15 protein-coding genes are annotated in these 20,475 nt (G+C 71.0%); 8 read left to right on the forward strand and 7 right to left on the reverse strand.

The window, feature by feature from the left end; all coding sequences use genetic code 11:
* The first annotated feature begins 12 nt into the window (after positions 1–12).
* Genes ACFY3V_RS34880 through ACFY3V_RS34890 form a run of 3 tightly spaced genes read left to right on the forward strand, consistent with a single transcriptional unit; the run spans position 13 to position 4,002 of the window.
* Positions 13–291 carry a sarcosine oxidase subunit delta gene (locus tag ACFY3V_RS34880; RefSeq protein ID WP_350946323.1) on the forward strand — a complete coding sequence of 93 codons (279 nt, stop codon included), beginning with the start codon at positions 13–15 and terminating at the stop codon, positions 289–291.
* Complete coding sequence (locus ACFY3V_RS34885; protein ID WP_389779423.1) at positions 288–3,395, forward strand: 2Fe-2S iron-sulfur cluster-binding protein; 3,108 nt, start codon at positions 288–290, stop codon at positions 3,393–3,395. The genes ACFY3V_RS34880 and ACFY3V_RS34885 overlap by 4 nt, the downstream gene beginning before the upstream one ends.
* Entirely contained in the window at positions 3,388–4,002 is a 615-nt protein-coding gene (locus ACFY3V_RS34890) for a sarcosine oxidase subunit gamma family protein (protein ID WP_362906319.1), read from the forward strand. The genes ACFY3V_RS34885 and ACFY3V_RS34890 overlap by 8 nt, the downstream gene beginning before the upstream one ends.
* A gap of 258 nt (positions 4,003–4,260) precedes the next feature.
* Here the strand turns inward: ACFY3V_RS34890 and ACFY3V_RS34895 are convergent, their stop codons facing one another.
* From ACFY3V_RS34895 to ACFY3V_RS34925, 7 genes are all read right to left on the reverse strand, one after another.
* Positions 4,261–5,700 carry an MFS transporter gene (locus ACFY3V_RS34895; RefSeq protein WP_362907649.1) on the reverse strand — a complete coding sequence of 480 codons (1,440 nt, stop codon included), beginning with the start codon at positions 5,698–5,700 and terminating at the stop codon, positions 4,261–4,263.
* 550 nt (positions 5,701–6,250) lie between these two features.
* Entirely contained in the window at positions 6,251–7,006 is a 756-nt protein-coding gene (locus ACFY3V_RS34900) for a trypsin-like serine protease (RefSeq protein ID WP_362907657.1), read from the reverse strand.
* Between the two features lie 270 nt (positions 7,007–7,276).
* Positions 7,277–10,075, reverse strand: a complete 2,799-nt coding sequence (locus ACFY3V_RS34905) for a glycoside hydrolase N-terminal domain-containing protein (protein WP_389779427.1) — start codon at positions 10,073–10,075, stop codon at positions 7,277–7,279.
* A gap of 142 nt (positions 10,076–10,217) precedes the next feature.
* A complete protein-coding gene (locus ACFY3V_RS34910) occupies positions 10,218–11,249 on the reverse strand; it encodes an ABC transporter permease (protein ID WP_362907279.1) in 1,032 nt (343 codons plus the stop codon).
* Entirely contained in the window at positions 11,233–12,759 is a 1,527-nt protein-coding gene (locus ACFY3V_RS34915) for a sugar ABC transporter ATP-binding protein (RefSeq protein ID WP_362907281.1), read from the reverse strand. The genes ACFY3V_RS34910 and ACFY3V_RS34915 overlap by 17 nt, the downstream gene beginning before the upstream one ends.
* Entirely contained in the window at positions 12,749–13,822 is a 1,074-nt protein-coding gene (locus ACFY3V_RS34920; RefSeq protein ID WP_362907283.1) for a sugar ABC transporter substrate-binding protein, read from the reverse strand. The genes ACFY3V_RS34915 and ACFY3V_RS34920 overlap by 11 nt, the downstream gene beginning before the upstream one ends.
* A 106-nt stretch (positions 13,823–13,928) precedes the next feature.
* Positions 13,929–15,242, reverse strand: a complete 1,314-nt coding sequence (locus ACFY3V_RS34925) for an enolase C-terminal domain-like protein (protein ID WP_362907285.1) — start codon at positions 15,240–15,242, stop codon at positions 13,929–13,931.
* A 308-nt stretch (positions 15,243–15,550) separates the two neighbouring features.
* Between ACFY3V_RS34925 and ACFY3V_RS34930 the strand changes: the two genes are divergently transcribed.
* Genes ACFY3V_RS34930 through larE form a run of 5 tightly spaced genes read left to right on the forward strand, consistent with a single transcriptional unit; the run spans position 15,551 to position 20,429 of the window.
* Positions 15,551–16,351, forward strand: a complete 801-nt coding sequence (locus ACFY3V_RS34930; RefSeq protein ID WP_362907287.1) for a FadR/GntR family transcriptional regulator — start codon at positions 15,551–15,553, stop codon at positions 16,349–16,351.
* Positions 16,348–17,628, forward strand: coding sequence for a nickel-dependent lactate racemase (gene larA, locus ACFY3V_RS34935; protein ID WP_362907289.1), 1,281 nt, complete (start codon positions 16,348–16,350; stop codon positions 17,626–17,628). Before ACFY3V_RS34930 ends, larA begins: the two co-directional genes overlap by 4 nt.
* Positions 17,625–18,371, forward strand: coding sequence for a nickel pincer cofactor biosynthesis protein LarB (gene larB / locus ACFY3V_RS34940; protein ID WP_389779431.1), 747 nt, complete (start codon positions 17,625–17,627; stop codon positions 18,369–18,371). The genes larA and larB overlap by 4 nt, the downstream gene beginning before the upstream one ends.
* Positions 18,368–19,537, forward strand: a complete 1,170-nt coding sequence (gene larC, locus ACFY3V_RS34945; RefSeq protein WP_389779433.1) for a nickel pincer cofactor biosynthesis protein LarC — start codon at positions 18,368–18,370, stop codon at positions 19,535–19,537. The genes larB and larC overlap by 4 nt, the downstream gene beginning before the upstream one ends.
* Positions 19,538–19,586: 49 nt before the next feature.
* A complete protein-coding gene (larE, locus tag ACFY3V_RS34950) occupies positions 19,587–20,429 on the forward strand; it encodes an ATP-dependent sacrificial sulfur transferase LarE (RefSeq protein WP_362907295.1) in 843 nt (280 codons plus the stop codon).
* Positions 20,430–20,475 lie beyond the last annotated feature (46 nt).

Genomic DNA, 20,475 nt, shown 5'->3' on the forward strand with positions numbered 1-20,475 from the left:
GGAGCCCGACCGATGCTGCTGATCCCCTGTCCGTGGTGCGGGCCACGGGACGAGGCCGAGTTCCACTACGGCGGGCAGGCCCACGTCGTCTACCCCGACGACCCCGCCGCGCTCTCCGACGAGGAGTGGGCGAGATACCTGTTCTTCCGCGACAACCCCAAGGGGCCCTTCGCGGAGCGCTGGTACCACGTGGCCGGATGCCGCCGCTGGTTCAACGCGGTCCGCGACACCGCCACCAACGAGTTCCACGCCGTCTACCGGGTGGGCGAGCCGGGGCCGGTGAGCCGGTGAGCGAGCAGCCGTTCCGCCGGGCGGGCCATCGCGGGGAGACACTGCCGTTCCGGTTCGACGGCCGCGACTACGAGGGGTACCGGGGCGACACGCTCGCCGCCGCGTTGCTCGCCAACGGCGTCCGTACGGTCGCGACGAGCGTCGCGCTCGGCCGCCCTCGCGGGATCTTCGCCGCCTGGACCGAGGAGCCCAACGCCGTCGTCCAGATCGAGCACCCCTTCCCCGAGCCGATGCTCCAGGCCACCGTCGTCGAGCTGTACGCGGGACTGGTGGCCACCGGCCTGCCGGGCAGGGGCAGGCTCGCCGCCGAACCCGACCCGGCGCGCCACGACGGCGTGTACGCGCACTGCGACGTCCTGGTGGTCGGCGCGGGGCCGGCGGGCCTCGCGGCGGCGGCCGCGGCGGCCACCTCGGGCGCCCGGGTGATCCTCGCCGACGACCGTCCCTCGCCGGGTGGAAGCCTGCCCGACACCGGTGAGAACGTCGACGGCCTCCCGGGCGCGACCTGGGCCGCCACCGCGCTGGCCGAGCTGGAGGCCCGTCCCGAGGTGCGGGTGCTCACCCGTACCAGCGTGTTCGGCTACTACGACGACAACTACCTGGTCGCCGTGGAACGCAGGGGGGAGAACGCCTCCTCCCGGACGCGCGTCTGGCGCGTCCGGGCCCGCCGCGTCGTGCTCGCCACGGGCGCGCACGAGCGTTCGATCGCCTTCGCGGGCAACGACCTGCCGGGTGTGATGCTCGCCGGTTCGGCGCGCGCCTACGTCAACCGGTACGGGGTCCTGCCCGGCCGCCGCGCGGTGGTCTTCACCACCGGGGACAGCGCCTACGCCGCGGCCCGCGACCTGGCCGCCGCGGGCGTCGAGATCGCCGCCGTCGTGGACACGCGCCCCGCCGCCGACCCGAGCCGGAACGGCCCCGGCGGGGTGGCGGGGCGGGGCGGCCCGGATGATTTGAGCGGTCCGGACGACGTGGACGGCACGGACGCGGGGGACCTCGCCGGGGGCCTCGGAGGTGCCGAGGTGCTCACCGGTCACGTCGTCACCCGTGTGAACGGCGAACACGGCGTCACCTCCGTGACCGTCTCGAAAAGACCCGCCGAGGCCGGCACGCCTTCCGGAGCCGCTGCCGGGACGAACACGTCAGAGGCCGTCACCTCTGGGATCACCGCGTCCGGGTCCGCCGCGCCCGGAGGTGTCGCCCCAGAGGCGTCCGCTTCCGGGACGAACGCGTCCGAGGCGGACACCTCCGGCGGACGCGAGATCGAAGCCGACCTGTTGCTCGTCTCGGGCGGATGGAACCCCGCCGTCCACCTGTTCAGCCAGGCGTCGGGGACACTTCGCTACGACGAGGCGCTCGGCTCCTTCGTCCCCGGAACCTGCCGTCAGGCCGTCGAGGTGGCCGGGGCCGCCCGAGGGCTCCGCACCCTCGCCTCCTGCCTGGAGGACGGCGCCGCCGCCGGAGCGCGGGCCGCCGAGGCGGCCGGTTTCGGTGCCCTCCCGACCGTCCCCCACGCGTCCGCCCGGGAGGCGACGGAGGCCGCGGGGGCCGGGGGAGCGCGGGACACGGAGGCGGTCTCGAACCTCCGGGAGACAGCCGAGGAGACACTGGGCGGAGCCCTTCCCGAGCACGTGTGGCTCGTCCCCGCCGACGACTACCGGACCCACTTCGTCGACCTGCAGCGCGACGTCACCGTCGCCGACATCATGCGCGCCACCGGGGCCGGGCTCCGTTCGGTCGAGCACGTCAAGCGTTACACCACCGCGGGAACCGCGCACGACCAGGGAAAGACCTCAGGGGTGCTCACCAGCGGTGTCGTCGCCCACCTCCTTGGCGTGGACGTCTCGGAGCTGGGCACCACCACCTTCCGCGCGCCCTACGTGCCCGTCTCCTTCGCGACCCTCGCCGGGCGCGACAGGGGAGCGCTGCACGATCCCGTCCGGGTCACCGCGCTGCACGAGTGGCACGTGGCCCACGAAGCGCCGTTCGAGAACGTCGGCCAGTGGAAGCGGCCCTGGTACTACCCACGCGAGGGCGAGGACATGGAGGCCGCCGTCCTGCGCGAGTGCCGGGCCGTGCGGGAGGCGGCCGGAGCGATGGACGCCTCCACACTCGGCAAGATCGACATTCAGGGGCCGGACGCCGCGCAGCTGCTCGACCGGCTCTACACCAACCTGATGAGCACCCTCAAGGTCGGCTCGATCCGCTACGGCGTGATGTGCCGCCCCGACGGGATGGTCTTCGACGACGGTACGGTGATCCGCCTGGCCGAGAACCGTTTCCTGGTGACGACCACCACCGGCAACGCCGCGGCCGTCCTCGACTGGATGGAGGAGTGGCTGCAGACGGAATGGCCGTCGCTGCGGGTCTACTGCACCTCGGTCACCGAGCAGTGGGCGACGGTCGCGCTCGCCGGGCCGCGCTCCCGCGAGGTGCTCGCAGCACTCGCCCCCGACCTCGCCGTGGACAACGCGAGCTTCCCGTTCATGACGTGGCGTGACGGCCGGGTGGCGGGCATGGACGCGCGGGTGTGCCGGATCAGCTTCTCCGGTGAGCTGGCGTACGAGATCAACGTCAGCGCCTGGGACGGGCTCGCCCTGTGGGAGGCGCTCCAGGCCACCGGGGCGGTCACCCCGTACGGGACCGAGACGATGCACGTGCTGCGGGCCGAGAAGGGCTACCCCATCGTGGGGCAGGACACCGACGGCACGGTCACCCCCGCCGACCTCGGCATGGAGTGGGTGGTGTCCAAGAAGAAGGCCGACTTCCTCGGGAAGCGTTCCTTCTCCCGCGCCGACACCGCCAGGCCCGACCGCAAGCACCTGGTCGGCCTGCTGCCGCTCGACCCGGACCTCCTGCTGCCCGAGGGCTCCCACCTGGTGGCCTTCGACCGGCTGCCCGAGCCGCCGGTCCCCACGCTCGGCCACGTCACCTCCAGCTACCGCAGCGCCGCGCTCGGCAGGACCTTCGCCCTCGCCCTCGTCAGCGGCGGGCGCGAACGCGTCGGCGAGCGGCTGTACGTGCCCGTCGCAGGGGAGCTGCTGCCCGTCACCGTCACCCACCACGTCCTCTACGACCCCGAGGGAGCGCGCCGCGATGGCTGAGCCACCGACCGGGCGGTTGAGCCCGCTCGCCCGGCTGGAACCGGTGTCGAGCCAGGACCTCCGCATCGCGGAGCTGCCGTTCCTCACCCAGATCGACCTGCGGGTGGAGCCGGGGAGCGGCACCGCGACCGGCGTCGCCGGCGCCCTCGCCGCCCTCGGCGTCCCGCTCCCCGTCGAGCCGGGCACCTTCGCGAGCGTCGGACACGATGTGCCGCCGTCCGGTACGGCCGGGAGCGACACCCTGGTGTTGTGGCTCGGTCCCGACGAGTGGCTCGTCGTCGGGCCCGCGGGCGACACGGGTCTGGAGACCCGGCTGCGAGCCGCGGCCGGAACCGGTCACGCCGCCGTCACCGACGTCTCCGCCCAGCGGACCGTACTGCTCGTGGCCGGTCCCAGGGCCCGTGACCTGCTCTCCCACGGCTGCGCCCTCGACCTGCACCCTCGCGTGTTCGGCCCCGGGCGCTGCGCCCAGACCATGCTCGCCCGAGCCCAGGTCGTCCTCGCCGCGCGCGGGGACGACGAGTTCCACATATTCGTACGCTCGTCCTTCGCGGCCTACCTCGCGGCCTGGCTCCTCGACGCGGCGGGGGAGTACCTGGGCGGCTGAGGCGGCCGTCTGAAACCGGAAAAGACCGACCGGCGCGTTCGCGATCGGAGCTGCCGGGCGCGGACTCCCGGCTTCGGCCAGGGGAGTGGGCCTGGAGTGGGCCTGGAGTGGGAGTGCCGCCGGGGCCGAGCGTGCTCCGCCCCGACGCGAGGAGCGAGGCGCGCGGGGAGCCCGAGCGGACATGGGGAGAGGGCCGGTCCCGGCGTGCGCCGGGACCGGCCCTCTCCCTGTGAAGATCCGCCGAAGACCCGCCGAAGACTAGGCGCCGGCTACGGAGGCGGACCTGGCCTCCGGGACGGAAGCCGCGGGAGCGGCGGGAGCCGGCTTGCGCACCGCCGGAAGAACGGTCGCGGAGATGATCACGATCACCACGGAGAGCGCGGTGGAGAGCCAGAACGCCGTCTGGATCCCGTCGACGGAGATGCCCTGTCCCGTCCCGCCGACGAGCGAGGCCACCGCCACCGCGACGCCGAGGCACAGCCCGACTCCGAGCTGGCGGTTCGAGTTGTAGAGACCCGACGCGAGGCCCATCTGGGCACCGGCCACACCGGACGTGGCCGCCACCGCGGTGCTGATCATCATGACCGTCACACCGACGCCGAGCAGGACGCCTCCGGGCAGCACGTTCAGCAGGAACGAGCCGTTGGCGGGCGCGAGCGCCAGCACCAGCGAGCCGACGACCAGGAAGAGGGCGCCGACGACCAGCACCGGACGGGCTCCGATCCGCGCGGTCGTCTTCGCCACCGGCAGCGACGCCAGCACGACCACGAGGGCCTGCGGGAAGAACGCGAGCCCGGTGAGGATGGCCGAGAAGCCCAGGACCTGCTGCATGTAGAGCGTGATGAAGAACGTCGAGATGGACATGACGCCACCCGACAGGAACGCGACCAGGTTGCCGCCCGTCACCCCGCGGTTACGGAAGATCGAGAGCGGCACCAGCGGCGCGGACACGCGGGTCTGCACGAAGAGGAACACGACGAGCAGCGCGGCTCCCGCGATCAGCGGGGTCAGCACACCGGCGCTGCCCCAGCCCTCGTCGGAGGCGATGGTGAGGGCGTAGGCGATCGCGCACATGCTCGCGGTCACCAGGATGGCGCCGGGGACGTCGATGCGCGAGGAGCGCGTCGACACGCTGTCGTCGTCGAGGCGGATCGCGGCGCGCACGACCATCGCGATGCCGACCGGGACGTTGATGAACATGACGGCACGCCAGCCGAAGATCTCGGTCAGCACACCGCCGGCGAGCACGCCACCGGCGAAGCCCACCGAGGACACGGCGCCGAACACGCCCATGGCCTTGGCCCGCGCCTCCCCCTCGGGGAAGCCCGCACCGATCATCGCCAGCACGGCCGGAGCCACCGCCGCGGCCGAGAAGCCCTGCAGGGCACGGGCGGCGATGAGCACGATGGAGGAGGTCGCGAAACCGCCCACCAGGGAGGCGATCGTGAAGATCGCGAGGCCCCACACGAACATGCGCTTGCGGCCGATGATGTCGCCCACGCGCCCACCGAGCAGCAGGAAGCCGCCGTAGAACAGCGCGTACGCTCCGACGACCCAGGGCAGGGCGCCGGAGGTGAAGGACAGGTCGGTCTTGATCCATGGCAGCGCGACGTTCACGATCGCGAAGTCGAGCGTCAGCATGAACTGGGCGAGGCACAAAAGAAGCAGTGGTGGTGGCTTCTTAACCTGAGAGTCCATGATTTCTTTCTCCTGTCTCCTGGCACGGATTAGGCTATTCTCGGCGTCGATTTAAGCCCGCATGTTCCCGTGACGACCGATGACCCGAGTGGCTGTTTCGAGCACAACCGTCTCAATGGCACGCGGCCGGGCGAGCCGCTGTCGGCGCTCAGCAGCCGTCCGTGGATCGTGGGCGAATACGAACGCCTGCCGACAGGAGAAGCATGGTCTTGGCCGACAATTTTCACTCTCCTTGGCGTCGACATAATTGTTCCGGGTGTAAATCAATTATGTGGTCGCAGGCCAAGGGCGGCCAGAGCATCAATCATCAAAAGCGCGTGCATCTTTCATGCCGGCCAAGATGAATAATTCAGCAATCGGACGTCGCGGCATGAACTGCCTGCCGAGCGGGTCGCGGTGGACGGCGGCGATGTCTCACCGGGTCTCATCGGCCCGCGAATGTCACGGGGCCGGGGTGCGGGCGGGGGCCGCTCCGGTCCCGCGCGGTACGGGTCCGGTCCTGCGGTGAAAGTCCGTTCGGAGCGGCTTTCGCGCCGGGGCGATCACCCGTTCAGGGGAGCGTGACGAACCTCTTGAGGAAACTCCGGGCCGCCGGGGTGTCCAGGCGATAGTCGTAGTTGATCTTCTTGCACGCCTCGTCCTCCCCGCTGATGGTCGTGGCCACGAGCAGGTCCGAGGTGGGTCCCCCCAGGAAGTTCGGGCCGCCGGAGTCGCCGAAGCAGGTGCTGCCGTCGCCCTTGGAGGGGTCCAGTGACAGTTTGAGCCAGTCGCGGGTGAGGGCCTCGAAGGAGATGGACGCCTGGTAGCGGGTGTCGGTGTAGGTCAGCCGTGTCCTGTGCTTGACCTTGACCGAGGCCATGGCGCCGTACCCGACCGGGGTGAATCTCATCGTCTTCAGGGTCTTGTCGGCCTTGAGGCGGTCGAGCAGTCCCTCGGTGGGCAACCTGGCGGGCGTGATGCCGGGGATCGCCGCGTCGAAGACGACGACGGCCATGTCATGAAGATCGGACTCGTCTTTGTAGCGTGAGTCGAGGACGTAGCGACCGGTGTAGATCTTGTCTCCCGGCCGGTAGCGGCTGGAGAAGGAGACCTGGGCGCTCTTCTGCCCCGGTTCCGCGCAGTGGGCGGCGGTGAGGAAGACGGTCGGCGAGATGAGCGTGCCGGTGCAGTAGGACCATGTGCCGTCATCGTTGGGCATGTCGCCGATGATCGCTCCCACCTGCGGGTGAACGGTCAGGTCGGGCGAACCATTCGTGATCGCCCGTGCCGGGGAGGCGGTGATCGTCGCGAGAGCGGCAGAAATCATGACAAAAGGGATGAAACGCACGCGGGAACTGTAGCCGTCCGAGGGTTACATTTGACACAGGACGCAGAAAGATCTACCCGTTGCCTGCCGGGCCCGCAGACGAGGAGTTCAGGGAAAGGCGCCGGTCACGGCGGCCGGGCCGGTCGGGGGCGCGTCGCGACCCTCCGGGCTCGGCGGCGTTCCGGCCGTCCCTTCGGTGCGCACCGGGGCGGGCTTCGCCGCGACCGGTGGACGGTCGCGGCGAAGCGCACGGTGATCAGGTCGGCGACCTCACACGTTCGTGATGGTCCACTGGTTGTTGGTGCTGTTGTTGGGGGCCCACATGGCGACGGTGGAGCCGGCGGTGCTGTTGCCCATGCCGTCGAGGGCGGTGTTGGTGCCGCGGTTGATGATCTGCTGGCGGCCGTTGCCCACGCTGTTGAGGCGCCACTGCTGGTTGTTGTTGCCGGTCCAGGCGGCCTGTCTGGCGTTGGCGCCGTTGGCGGTGTTGCCCCAGCTGTCGATGACCATGCCGTTGGTGCGGTTGACGATGCGGTACCAGCCGCCGCCGAGGTCGACCAGCTGCCACTGCAGGTTGGTGCTGCCGTCGGAGGCGTTCCACTGCTTGAGGTTCGATCCGGAGGCGACGTTGCCGCCGCTGTCCAGTGCCAGGCCGGTGGTGCCGTTGGTGATCCGCACATAGCCCGTCGGCTGCTGCGGCGTGCCGGACGCCGTCACGCGGTAGGTGCGACCGGCCTGGCCGGTCAGCCTGATGACGCCGGCCTCCGGGCTGGTGACGGTGACGGCGCCATTGGTCGTGGTGTCGACCACCTGGTAGGTCCCGGTGAGCGACTGGCTGCGCACGTTCACCGTGCCGGCGCGGTCGAACTTGACGAGCATCTCGCCGGCCAGGCCGGAGGCCCAGGTGATGTCCACGGTGTAGCCGCCGCGTCCCCGAAGCCCCTGCACCTTCCCGCTCGGCCAGGCCGAGGGCAGTGCCGGCAGCACGTGCAGCTCGCCGTTGTGGCTCTGCAGCAGCATCTCGGCGATGCCGGAGGTGGCGCCGAAGTTGCCGTCGATCTGGAACGGCGGGTGCAGGTCGAACATGTTCGGCGCGAGCCTGGCCGGCGTCACCAGCAGGCGGATCAGGTTCTGCGCCCGGTTGCCCTCCTCCATCCGCGCCCAGTAGTTGATCTTCCAGGCGAGCGACCAGCCGGTCCCGTCGTCACCGCGCAGTTCGAGGGTCCGCCGCGCGGCGGTGTACAGGGAGGGGGTGCCGCGCTTGGTGATCTGGTTGCTGGGGTGCAGGCCGTACAGGTGGGAGACGTGCCGGTGGTTGGGCTCGGTCTCGACCCAGTCGTACAGCCACTCCTGGATGTTGCCGCGCGAGCCGACCTTCATCGGAGGGAGCCGGTCCCTGGTCGCCAGGACCCGCGTACGGAAGTCGGCGTCGACGCCCAGCACCTGGCTCGCCTTGGCACAGCCGTCGAACAGGTCCCGCAGGATCTGGTTGTCCATCGTGGGGCCCGCGCACACGCTGACGCCCGAGTGGTGGGCCAGTTCCGGGGAGTTCGACGGGTTGGTGACCAGATACCTGAGGGCCGGCTCCTCCACGAGGGTGTCGAGGAAGAACTGGGCGGCGCCCTTCATGGCCGGGTAGTACTCCCGCAGGAAGTCGACGTCGCCGGTGAAGTTGTAGTGGTCCCAGATCATGGTGGCCAGCCATGCGCCGCCGGTCTGCCACATGCCCCAGAACGCGCCGTCCACGACCGAGGTGGCCCGCCAGCCGTCGGTGTTGTGGTGGGTGACCCAGCCGCCGGCGTTGTACTGCACCCGGGCCGTGCGGGCGCCGGTGACCGTGAGGTCGTTGATCATCTTGAACACCGGCTCGTAGCACTCCGACAGGTTCGTGCTGTCGGCCGGCCAGTAGTTCATCGGCAGGTTGGCGTTGATGGTGTACTTCGAGTCCCACGACGGGCTCAGCGAGTCGTTCCAGATGCCCTGCAGGTTGGCCGGCTGGGTGCCCGGACGCGAGGATGAGATCAGCAGATATCGGCCGAACTGGAACAGCAGGGCCGACAGCTGCGGGTCGTTGGTGTTCGCGTGCTGCGAGATCCGCACGTCGGTCGGCTGGTCGGCCGCCGATGTGCGGCCGAGGTCGAGCGTCGTGCGCGAGAACAGCCGCTGGTAGTCGGCGACGTGCCGGCTGCGCAGGTCGCTGTAGGACCTGGTGACGGCCGCGTTGAGGTGCCCGCGCGCGATGCCCTGGTAGTCGCCGCCGACGTTCTGGTAGTTGACGTAGCTGGTGCCGATGGAGATCAGCACCGTCACGCTGTTGGCCCCGGTCACCTGCAGCGTGCCGCCGCTGCTGGTGACGGTGCCGCCTTCGGCGACGGCGCGGGCCAGCCCGAGGAACCGGACCGCGCCGGTCTTGCCCTCCATGTTGCCCGAGACGCCGTCGAGCCCCACGGACGTGCCGTCCGGGCTGGTGCGCGTCGTGCGCTGAGGGCTGTCGAACGTCGCGGAGAACGTGATCGAGCCGGGCCTGTCGGCGGTGAGGCGCACGGCGATGACCTGGTCGGGCGCGCTCGCGAACGTCTCGCGTTGGTAGCGGATGCCGTCCTTCAGGTACGACACCATGGTGGTGGCCGTGGTCAGGTCCAGGTAGCGGTTGTACTCGGAGACCCCGCTCGTGTTGCCGAAGGTGAGCCGCAGGTTGCCGGCGAGCTGGTAGGCGAGCTGCCCCGCGGGGCTGCCGAGCATGTTCTGGTCGATCAGGGTCTGCGCCTGGCTCCACTGGTTCTGGAAGACCAGCTGCCTGATCTGCGCCAGCGCCGCCGCGCCTCTGGTGTTGCTCTGGTCGTAGGGGCCACCGGCCCAGATGGTGTCCTCGTTGAGCTGCAGACGCTCGACGTCGACGTTGCCGAACACCATCGCACCCAGGCGGCCGTTGCCGATCGGGAGTGCGCGGAGCCAGTCGGTGCCGGCGCTCTGGTTGTACCAGAGCGCCATGTCGTTCGCGGCGACCACCGCCGGGGGCGGGGCCGAGGCGGCCTGGGCGGCCGCCGTCCACGGTATCGGTAACAGCATGGAGCCTGCTCCGACCGTTCCGATCTGCATCAGTCGTCTGCGTGTCAGGGGGTGCTCGGACATTTCGTTCCAATCGGTCAGGGGGTATGGCGCCCGGAAGGGCGCCATGGCGGAGGAACGGGAAAGAGGTACCTGAGACGAGCTAGTCCTGGACTTTGCCTCCCGTGAGACGGGAGAGGATGAGGGCGATGAGGATGATGGCTCCGTTGAGAGCCTGGATCCACTGGGCGGGCACGCCGGCCAGGGTGAGGACGTTCTGGATCATGTAGAGCAGGAGGATGCCGGTGAAGGCACCGAACATCGTGCCCTTGCCGCCGTTGAGGCTCACGCCGCCGATCACGGCCGCGGCGAACACGGTGAAGATGGCGCCGTCGCCCTGCGCGGCGGCCACCGAGGCGAGGCGCCCCGACAGCAGCAGGCCCCCGAGCGCGGCGAGCAGGCTGGCGCCCACCAGGGCGGTCCACAGCACCCGGTCGGTGCGGATACCGGCCGCCTTGGCCGCGTCCACGTTCCCGCCGAGGGCGTACAGGGCACGGCCGTAACGGGTGAAACCGAGCAGCACGATGCCGATGGCGAACAACAGCAGGCACAGCCAGATCGAGGCGGGCACACCGAACCACAGGGCCGAGCCGAGGTAGAGCATCGACGGCGGCAGATTGAAGAAGGTCTGGCCGCCGGAGATACCGGTGAGCAGGCCGCGCAGCACGATCAGCATGCCAAGGGTGACGATGAAGCCGTTCAGCCCGAACCGCACGATCAACAAAGCGTTGATCACGCCGATCAGCACTCCGACGGCGAGGGTGATCGGGATCGACCAGGCGCCCGACAGCACGCCGAGCCCGGCGCCCGAGCCGACCGCGACGGTCAGCCAGGCGGCCACACCCGGCGCGAGGCCGAACGTCGACTCCAGCGAGAGGTCCATCTTGCCGGCGACCAGGACGAGGGTCTGCGCCATGACCAGCAGCGAGATCTCCGACATGGTCTGCAGGATGTTGATCAGGTTGTCGCCCTGAAGGAAGATCGGGTGGACGATCTGGCCGACAACGGCGATCACGATGATCGCGGGGATCAGCGCGAGGTCACGCAACCTGGCGAGCCGCAGCCGGGGCCGTTCCCGTTCGGGGGCGACGCTCTCCGGCGCGGGCGTACGGGTTTTCTCAGGCGTCGAGGGCATCGAGCCGGACTCCTTCCATGGCCGCCACCACGTCGTGGTCGTGCCATCCGGCGGCCATCTCCGCGACGAGACGGCCTTGGAACATCACCAGTAGCCGGTCGCACAGCCGCAGGTCGTCGAGTTCGTCGGAGGCGATCACCACACCGCTCCCTTTCTCGGCCGTCTCCTCGACCTTGCCGAGCAGGAACTCCTTGGACTTCACGTCCACCCCCGCGGTGGGGGTGATCAGCACGAGCACCCGGGGGTCGGAGGCGAGCGCCCTGGCCATCACGACCTTCTGCTGGTTGCCACCAGACAGGCCCATCACGGGCAGGTCGGGGCCGGGAGTCTTGATCGCCAAGTTGTCGATCAAGACTCTGGCGAGCCGGTCGCGCCGCCTGCCGCTGATCAGACCGGCCTCGCCGAGCTGTTCGGGGACGGTCATGGTGGCGTTGTCTGCGATCGACATCATCGCGACGAACCCTTGGTGATGCCGGTCGCGGGGGACGAAGCCGACGCCCGCGGCGAGCGCGTCGGGCACGCTGCCGGGACGGGGGCGACGTCCGGCGATCTCGATCGTGCCCGAATCGGCCGCGCGCAGCCCGGCGACGGTTTCGGCCAGTTCGGTCCGGCCGCTGCCTGCCGCGCCCGCCAGGCCGACGATCTCGCCGGCCCGGACCTGGAAGTCGATCTCCCGGTAGGTGTCGCCGTAGGACAGGTCGTGCACGTCGAGCGCGACACCGGCGTCGGCGGGCACGGCCGCCCTGGGCGTCGCCGCGGTCAGGCCGGTCGCCTCTCCCGCCATCGCCGCCACCAGGTCGGTGTGCGTCAGGTCGGCCACCGCGGTGGTCAGGATGTGCCGGGCGTCGCGGAAGACCGTGACCGTGTCGCAGATCTCGTAGATCTCCTGCAGGTGGTGGCTGATGAACAGGAAGGTCACCCCCTGTTCCTGCAGGGCGCGGATGCGGGTGAACAACCGGGCGATGGCCGCGGCGTCGAGCTGGGCGGTCGGTTCGTCGAGGATGATGAAGCGGGCGCCGAAGGAGAGCGCGCGGGCGATCTCCACGAACTGCCGCTGCTCGACGTCCAGCTCGCCGGCCGGCAGGCGCACGTCGACGTCCACCGACCAGGTGGCGAGCAGCGTGGCCGCCTTGCGCCGCAGCGCGTCCCAGCGGACCAGTCCGAACCTGTTCAGGTCGTGACGGTTCAGGTAGAGGTTCTCCGCCACGGTCAGCTCGGGGATGATCGTGGACTTCTGGTAGACGCAGGCCACCCGCTGCCGCCAGGCGTCACGGTCGGTGAGGCGCGGGGCGGGTTCGCCGCCGAACCGTACCTCGCCCTCGTCGGGGGGCGCCAGGCCGGTGAGGATCGAGACCAGGGTCGACTTCCCGGCCCCGTTGCGACCGACCAGGGCGTGGGTCCGGCCGGGCATGATCCGGATTCCGGCACGGTCGAGTGCGACGGTCTCGCCGTACCTCTTACTGACGCCCACCGCCTCGACGAGGGGTGTGGTCGTCTGGTCAGCCGCCAAGGTTGTTGCCCCATAGCGAGGCGTCGTCCGACTTGACGCTCGGGACGTCTCCGTAGGTGCCGCCGTCGGCGGTGACCAGGGGTGCCGACAGCTGGTCCTCCAGCAGGCCGGGTCGCACCTGGATGATGTTGCTGTCGTGGTCGGTCGGGCCGGGCTGGAACGTCTTGCCCTCGATCGCGGCCTTGGTGTACTCCAGCGCGTACTTGGCGTACTGGTCGGCCGGCTGTGAGACGGTCGCGTCGATGTTGCCGGCGGCGATCTCCTTCAGCTCCTGGGGGATGCCGTCGTTGGAGACGACGAAGACGTGCTTGGGGTCGCTCGGGGGGACGAGCAGGTTGCGCTGCTTGAGCAGCTGGAGGGTGCCCGCCAGGGCGAAGCTCGACTGCATGTAGACGCCCTTGATGTCGGGGTTGGCGGTGAGCTGCGTCTGGAGCTTCTGTGAGGCGATGGCGCCGTCCCAGTTGGTGGCCTCGCCGAACACCGTGATGTCGGGGTAGTTGGCCTTCATGCAGTCGTTGAACGCCTCGGTGCGGTCACGGCCGTTGATGGAGGCGAGGTCGCCCTGGAGCATCACCACCTTGCCCTTGCCCGACAGCTTCTCGCCGAGGAACTTGCACGCCTTCTCCCCGTACGCCCGGTTGTCGGCACGCACCACCATGTAGGCGTCACCCTGCTCGGGGCGGGTGTCGACCATGACGACGGGAATCTTCTTGGCGGTGAGTTGCTGGAGGGTGGGGGCCACGGCCGCGGTGTCCTGCGGCGCCAGCACGAGGCCCTTGACGCCCTGGCTGACGAGGCTCTGCACGTTGGAGGTGAGCTTGGCGATGTCGTTCTGCGAGTTGGAGGTCTTCAGGTCGAGGCCGTTCTCGGCGCCGAACTGGGGGACGTACTTGATGAATGAGTTCCAGAAGTCGGTGTCGGATCGGGGGTAGTCCACCCCGACGACCGGCTTGCTATCTCCCGGGGCGGCGGCTGTCGTGCCGGAGTCCGCGTCGCCCCCGCACGCGCCGGTCAGGCCGACCGCGAGGGCGATGGCCGTTCCCAGAGCGAATCCTCGTCTCATGGTTGTTCCTTTCATGTGCTGGGTCGCGGACGGAGTTCGTCCATGTCGTCGTCCGCGGCCAGGTTGGTGCCGGTGGCCGAAGCCGTGAAATCGTCGAAGGCACCCATCACGCCACCCCCGTGGCGTCGGCTGCCCACTGGGGGCCGTGCGGGTAGGCGTACTCGGCGCGGGACGCCGGATGCATCTCGGCGCCCCCACCCGGCTTGACGGGGACGACGTATCGGCCGTCCTCGATCACCACCGGGTCGGTGAAGTGCTCGTGAAGGTGGTCGATGTACTCGATGACGCGGTTCTCGGTGGTGCCGGTGACGGCCACGTAGTCGAACATCGACAGGTGCTGGACCATCTCGCACAGTCCGACGCCGCCCGCGTGCGGGCACACCGGCACACCGAACTTGGCGGCGAGCAGCAGGATGGCGATGTTCTCGTTGACCCCGGCGACCCTGGCCGCGTCGAGCTGCAGGATGTCGATCGCGCCCGCCTGCAGGAACTGCTTGAACATCACCCGGTTGTGACCGTGCTCGCCGGTGGCGACCTTGATGGGCGCGACCCGCTCACGGATGGCGGCGTGGCCGAGCACGTCGTCGGGGGAGGTGGGCTCCTCGATCCAGTACACGTCGAACTCGGCGAGCGCGGCCAGGCGCTCGATCGCCTGGCCGACGTTCCACGCCTGGTTGGCGTCCACAGCGATGCGCACGTCGGGACCGACCGCCTCGCGGGCCAGCCGTACACGCCGGACGTCCTCGGCGGGGTCGGCGCCGACCTTCAGCTTGATCAGGCCGAATCCGTCGGCGACCGCCTCCTTGGACAGCCGGACCAGCTTGTCGTCGGTGTAGCCGAGCCAGCCGGGGGTGGTGGTGTAGGCGGGGTAGCCCTCGGCGATGAGGCGCGCCTGGCGCTCGGCGCGGCCGGGCTCGGCGGCGCGCAGGATGGCGAGCGCCTCCTCGCGGGTGAGCGCGTCCTCCAGGTAGCGGAAGTCGACGACGTCGACGATCTCCTCAGGGGACAGTTCCGCCAGCAGCCGCCACAGCGGCTTACCCGCTCTGCGCGCACGAAGGTCCCACAGAGCGTTGAGCACGGCCCCGGCCGCCATGTGGATGACGCCCTTCTCCGGGCCGAGCCAGCGCAGCTGGCTGTCGCCGGTGAGCCGGCGCGACACCCCGCCGAGATCGCCGAGCACCTCGGAGACCGGCCGTCCGGTGACCAGCGGCGCCAGCGACTCCACGGCGGCGACGGCGATCTCGTTGCCGCGCCCGACGGTGAAGGCGAGCGAGTGCCCCTCCTGCCCGCCGTCGGTCCGCACGATCACGTAGGCGGCGGAGTAGTCGGGCTCGGGGTTCATGGCGTCGGAACCGTCGAGGTGCCGAGAGGTGGGAAAGCGGATGTCGTGGGCCTCGACCGCGGTGATCAGCTCCGTCACGGGGTCCCGCTCCGGTGATGCGTGCGCACGAAGGTCTACCTCCAGTGGATGTTTCCGGAAGATGAAGAGAGCTTCACCACATGGACATGGGATGTCTTTGTAATCCTCCTGACGTGATGTGTCTAGACCTTCCGGCGAAATACCGTGAACGTTGCACAAAAGTCGGATATTTAGTGCCTTTATCGCGCCCCGTGCGGCCCACGCTCGCTCCCGGACGATCGAACCCTCGCGTGAACATGGGATGTCTGTTATGTTCCGGCCGTGACCTGCGTATCGATCGAGCGACTCCACGACCGGAGGTCGAGCCCATGTCCCTGACCGACGAAGCGATCTCCCGCATCCGGGCGCTCGTCCAGTCGGGGGAACTGCCCCCGGGGTCGCGGCTCCCCCCCGAACACCAGCTCGCCGCCCACCTCGGCGTCTCCCGCAACCCGTTGCGCGAGGCGGTCAAGGCACTCGTCGTGGCCAGGGTGCTCGACGTGCGGCGCGGCGACGGCACCTACGTCACCAGCCTGGAGCCGAGGCTGCTGCTGGAAGGGCTGGGACTCGCCGTCGAGCTGCTGCGCGACGACACCCTGCTGGAGATCGTCCAGGTGCGGCGGATGCTGGAGCCCGCGGCGACCGCCCTGGCCGCGTCGAGGATCTCCGCCGCCCAGCTCGCCGAGATCGGCGGGCACCTGGACGCGATGCGCGAGGCGAGCGACGACGTGGAGAAGCTGATCCACCACGACGCCGCCTTCCACCGCGCCGTAGTGCGAGCGACCGGCAACGAGACGCTCTCCACCCTGCTCGACGGGATCTCCGGCCACACCCTGCGGATGCGGGTGTGGCGCGGCACGGTCGAGGCCGGCAGCTCGCACAAGACCGTCGCCGAGCACGAGGCGATCTACAACGCCCTGGCCGCAGGCGACGCGACGCTCGCCCAGGCGGCGGCGCTGATGCACATCGGCACGACCGAGACGTGGATCCGTTCGGTGCTCGAAGACGTCGAGAACTCCCCTGGCGAGGCCGACGGTGATCAGGCACCGCCCGGCACCGGCGTCGCCGACGGACTCTGGCAGGATCTCGGGGGAGACACGGGGGAGAGGGAGACGAGGGAGACACGGTGAAGATACGCCTGGCTTACGGGGAGACCGGCCTCACGGTCGAGCTGCCGGACACGGCCACCACGGTGGTCACCCCCGTACACCACGAGGCCGCGCCCGACCAGATGGGCGTGCTACGGGCGGCCCTGCGCGATCCGGTGGCCGGGCCACCGCTGCGCGAGAGGGTACGGCCGGGACAGACCGTCGCCATCTCGGCCTGCGACGGCACCCGTCCCCAGCCGCGGCACCTGATGATCCCGGCGATCCTCGACGAACTCGACGGCGTCGTCGACCTCGACGACGTGACCATCCTGGTGGCGACCGGCACCCATCGCGGCAACACCGAGGCCGAACTGCGCGCGATGTTCGGCGACGCGGTCGTGGACTCCGTGCGGATCGTCAACCACGACGCCCGCGACCCCGGCTCGCTCACCTACCTCGGCCGCTTCGGCAAGGACGTACCGGTGTGGCTGAACACCGCCTGGGTCGAGGCCGACGTGCGGATCACCACCGGTTTCGTGGAGCCACACTTCTTCGCGGGCTTCTCCGGCGGCCCCAAACTCGTCGCCCCCGGCCTGGCCGCGCTGGAGACCGTCCTCACCCTGCACGACGCCGCGCGTATCGGCGACCCCCGGGCAACCTGGGGGGTGATCGAGGGCAACCCCGTGCACGACGACGTGCGGGCGATCGCCGAGGCCACCGGGGTGACCTTCGCCCTCGACGTGATCCTCAACCGGGACAAGGACATCGCGGCGGCGTTCGGCGGCGACATCCTGCCCATGCACGCCGCCGCCACCGCCGCCGCCCGCCGGGTCGCGATGCGGGAGGTCGAGGCACCCTTCGACGTGGTGGTCACCACCAACTCCGGCTACCCCCTCGACCAGAACCTCTACCAGGCGGTCAAGGGCATGTCGGCGGCGTTCCAGGTGGTCAGGCCGGGCGGTGTGATCGTCTGCGCGGCCGAGTGCCGCGACGGCTTCCCCGACCACGGCTCCTACCGCGAGGTGCTCGCCTCCGAGCCCTCCCCGCAGGCGCTGCTCGACGCGATCGCCGCCAGGCCGGTGACCGTCCCCGACCAGTGGCAGGTGCAGATCCAGGCACGCATCCAGGCCGGCGCCCGGGTGGTGATGCACACCTCCTACCTCGGCGACGCCGACCTGGCGACCGCCCACCTGGAACAGACCGACGACATCGAGGCCACGGTGAACGAGGCGCTGGCCGCCGCCGGCCCCGGCGCCCGGGTGTGCGTGCTCCCCGAGGGGCCGCAGACCATCCCGTACCTGGCCGGCGGCCGGGCGTGAGCGAGCGCGTGGTGGACCTGGGGTTCGCCCGGGTCGACGTGGACCGGGAGGCCCGCCAGGGGACGCCGGAGGTGGTCTACGGGCCCGGCAAGACCGCCGGGGAGATCGCCGCGATCGCGTCCGCCCTGCTCGCCCGCAACACCGGCCCGGTGCTGGCCACCCGGGTCGAGGAGGCCGACGCCCCGGCCGTCCTCGCGGCCGTGCCCGGCGGGTCCCACGACCCGGCGGCGCGGCTGCTGGCATGGCGGCCGGCCGCACCCGGAACCTTCGCGGTCGCGGTCGTCACGGCGGGCACCTCCGACGGGCCGGTGGCGGCCGAGGCCGCGGCCGTGGCCCGGGCGCTCGGCCTCGCCGTCACCGTGATCCGCGACGTGGGCGTCGCGGGCATCCACCGGCTGCTCGCCGAGACCGAGCGGCTCCGCGCGGCCGACGCGGTGATCGTCGTGGCGGGCATGGAAGGCGCGCTCGCCAGCGCCGTCGGAGGTCTCGTGGCGGCGCCGGTGATCGCCGTGCCCACCTCCGTCGGGTACGGCGCGGCCCTGGAGGGCGTCACCGCCCTGCTGGCGATGCTGTCCTCGTGCGCTGCAGGCCTCACCGTGGTCAACATCGACTCCGGCTTCGGCGCCGCCATGGCGGCCCACCGCCTCGCCCACACAGCCACCCGCCGCACTCGCCGCACCCTCTCACCACCCCCGCCCACCCCGGCCGGCGCGGAGGCGGCGCGGCCCGGGGGACGGCCGTGATCTGCTGGGTCAACCCGTTCACAGGGCTAGCCGGCGACATGCTGCTGGCGGCGCTCATCGACGCCGGGGCGCCGCTGGAGGGCATCCGCGCGGCGGTGGGATCGACCGGCCTCACCGGCTGGGAGCTGACCGCCGAGCGGGCCCTCAGCCACGGCCTGGCGGCGACCCGGGTACGGGTCACGGTCACCGACACGGCGACCGAGCGGCAGGCCGCCGAACTGATCGCGATGGCCGGGGCCGCCCGGCCCGAACCGGTCGCCGCCCTCGCCGGCGACGCGCTGAGGGCGATCGCGGAGGCGGAGGGCCGTATCCACGGCACCGACCCCGGCCGGGTGCACCTGCACGAGCTGGGCGGCCACGACGCGCTCGTGGACATCGTCGGCGTGGCCGCCGCGCTGCACCTGCTCGGCGTCGACACCGTGCACTGCGCCCCGATCCCGCTGGGCACCGGCACGGTGACCACCCGCCACGGCGTACTGCCCGTACCGGCTCCCGCGACCGCCGCCCTGCTGCGAGGGGCGCTGGTGACCGGCAGCGACCTGCCGGGCGAGACCGTGACCCCCACGGGGGCGGCGCTGCTGCGCGCCATGCGAGCGCGATACACCCCGCCGCCGGCGATGACTCCGGTGGCGACCGGCTACGGCGCGGGCACCAGGAAACTCCCCGACCGCCCCAACATCGTCGCCGTCACCGTCGCCGAGCCCGCCCGAGACAGCGGCACCGAACCCCTCGTTGTCCTGGAGACCAACCTGGACGACGTCACCGGCGAGGTGCTCGGGCACACGATCGCGCGAGCCCTCGACGCCGGCGCCCTGGACGCCTGGGCCACCCCGGCCACCATGAAGAAGGGACGGCCGGCGCACGTACTGCACCTGCTGTGCCGCCGTCCCGCCCTCCCCGCCCTGCGCGAACTGATCCTCGCCGAGACCGGCGCGCTCGGCGTGCGCGAGGTCGCGGTCGAGCGCACGGCCCTGCCCCGGCACATCACCGAGGTCGACCTGGAGGGCCATCGCGTGCGGGTCAAGCACGGACCCCACTCGGCCAAACCCGAACACGACGACGTGGCCGCGGCCTCGGCCGCCCTCGGCCTGTCCCTGCGCGAGACGGCCGCCAGGGCGCTGCGACTGGCCCACGAGCGGCCCCCCACGCACGAGAGCCCCGGTTGACCTCCTCACCGCACCTCAAGGCGGAGGTCACCACGCGGAAAGGAACACGATGACGGCCCTCGACGCCAAGATCGCCACGCTGCTCGACCGGCTGGCGGCCCTGCCCTCGCTCGCCGTCGCCTTCTCCGGCGGGGTCGACTCCGCGCTGGTGCTGGCGGCGGCGGCCCGCTCGGCCGGGACCGGCAGAGTCGCCGACAGAGTCCTGGCGGTGACGGCGGTCTCCGACAGCCTGGCGGCCGAGGAACTCGACGCGGCACGGCGGTTCGCGCTCTCGCTCGGCGTACGGCACCTGTTGCCCGGCACCGCCGAGACGGCGAACCCCGGCTACCGGGCGAACGGCCGCGACCGCTGCTACTTCTGCAAGTCGGAGGTGCTCGACGTGATCGGCCGGGTGGCGGCCGACCACGGCTTCGCGCACGTCGCCACCGGCACCAACGCCGACGACGCCGCCGACCCGTTCCGGCCGGGGATCAGGGCCGCCGACGAGCGCGGGGTGCTCGCCCCGCTGCGGGACGCCGGTCTGACCAAGGCCGAGGTACGGCGGGCCTGCAAGGCATGGGACCTGACCGTCTGGGACAAGCCGGCCGCGCCCTGCCTGGCCAGCCGGGTGGCCTACGGCGTGGAGGTGACACCGGCCAGGCTGCACCGCGTCGAGACGGCCGAGCGGGCGGTGCGCCGCCTGCTGGCCGGAGCCGGCCTGACGGTCACCGACCTGCGGGTACGCGACCTCGGCGACCGGGCGCGGGTGGAACTGGACGCCGACCTGCTGCCCCGGGCCTCAGGCCTGCCGGGCCTGGTCCCCGCCGTACGCGAGGCGGGCTTCCACGGCGCCCAGGTCGACGTGGCGGTCTTCCGCTCCGGAGTGCTGAACATCGAGCCGCTTCGCCCCTGAGTGGTCGCGCGGACCCCCGCGCGCGAGGTCGCTCGCGTGGCCTCGA

Source organism: Streptosporangium sp. NPDC000095 (assembly GCF_042899335.1).
GTDB lineage: Bacteria > Actinomycetota > Actinomycetes > Streptosporangiales > Streptosporangiaceae > Streptosporangium.

Coding starts and splice junctions, on each gene's coding strand:
- larE (WP_362907295.1), top strand. CDS start 19,587: ATGACGGCCCTCGACGCCAAGATCGCCACGCTGCTCGACCGGCTGGCG.
- ACFY3V_RS34895 (WP_362907649.1), bottom strand. CDS start 5,700: ATGGACTCTCAGGTTAAGAAGCCACCACCACTGCTTCTTTTGTGCCTC.
- ACFY3V_RS34910 (WP_362907279.1), bottom strand. CDS start 11,249: ATGCCCTCGACGCCTGAGAAAACCCGTACGCCCGCGCCGGAGAGCGTC.
- ACFY3V_RS34900 (WP_362907657.1), bottom strand. CDS start 7,006: ATGATTTCTGCCGCTCTCGCGACGATCACCGCCTCCCCGGCACGGGCG.
- ACFY3V_RS34920 (WP_362907283.1), bottom strand. CDS start 13,822: ATGAGACGAGGATTCGCTCTGGGAACGGCCATCGCCCTCGCGGTCGGC.
- ACFY3V_RS34890 (WP_362906319.1), top strand. CDS start 3,388: ATGGCTGAGCCACCGACCGGGCGGTTGAGCCCGCTCGCCCGGCTGGAA.
- ACFY3V_RS34930 (WP_362907287.1), top strand. CDS start 15,551: ATGTCCCTGACCGACGAAGCGATCTCCCGCATCCGGGCGCTCGTCCAG.
- ACFY3V_RS34880 (WP_350946323.1), top strand. CDS start 13: ATGCTGCTGATCCCCTGTCCGTGGTGCGGGCCACGGGACGAGGCCGAG.
- ACFY3V_RS34905 (WP_389779427.1), bottom strand. CDS start 10,075: ATGCTGTTACCGATACCGTGGACGGCGGCCGCCCAGGCCGCCTCGGCC.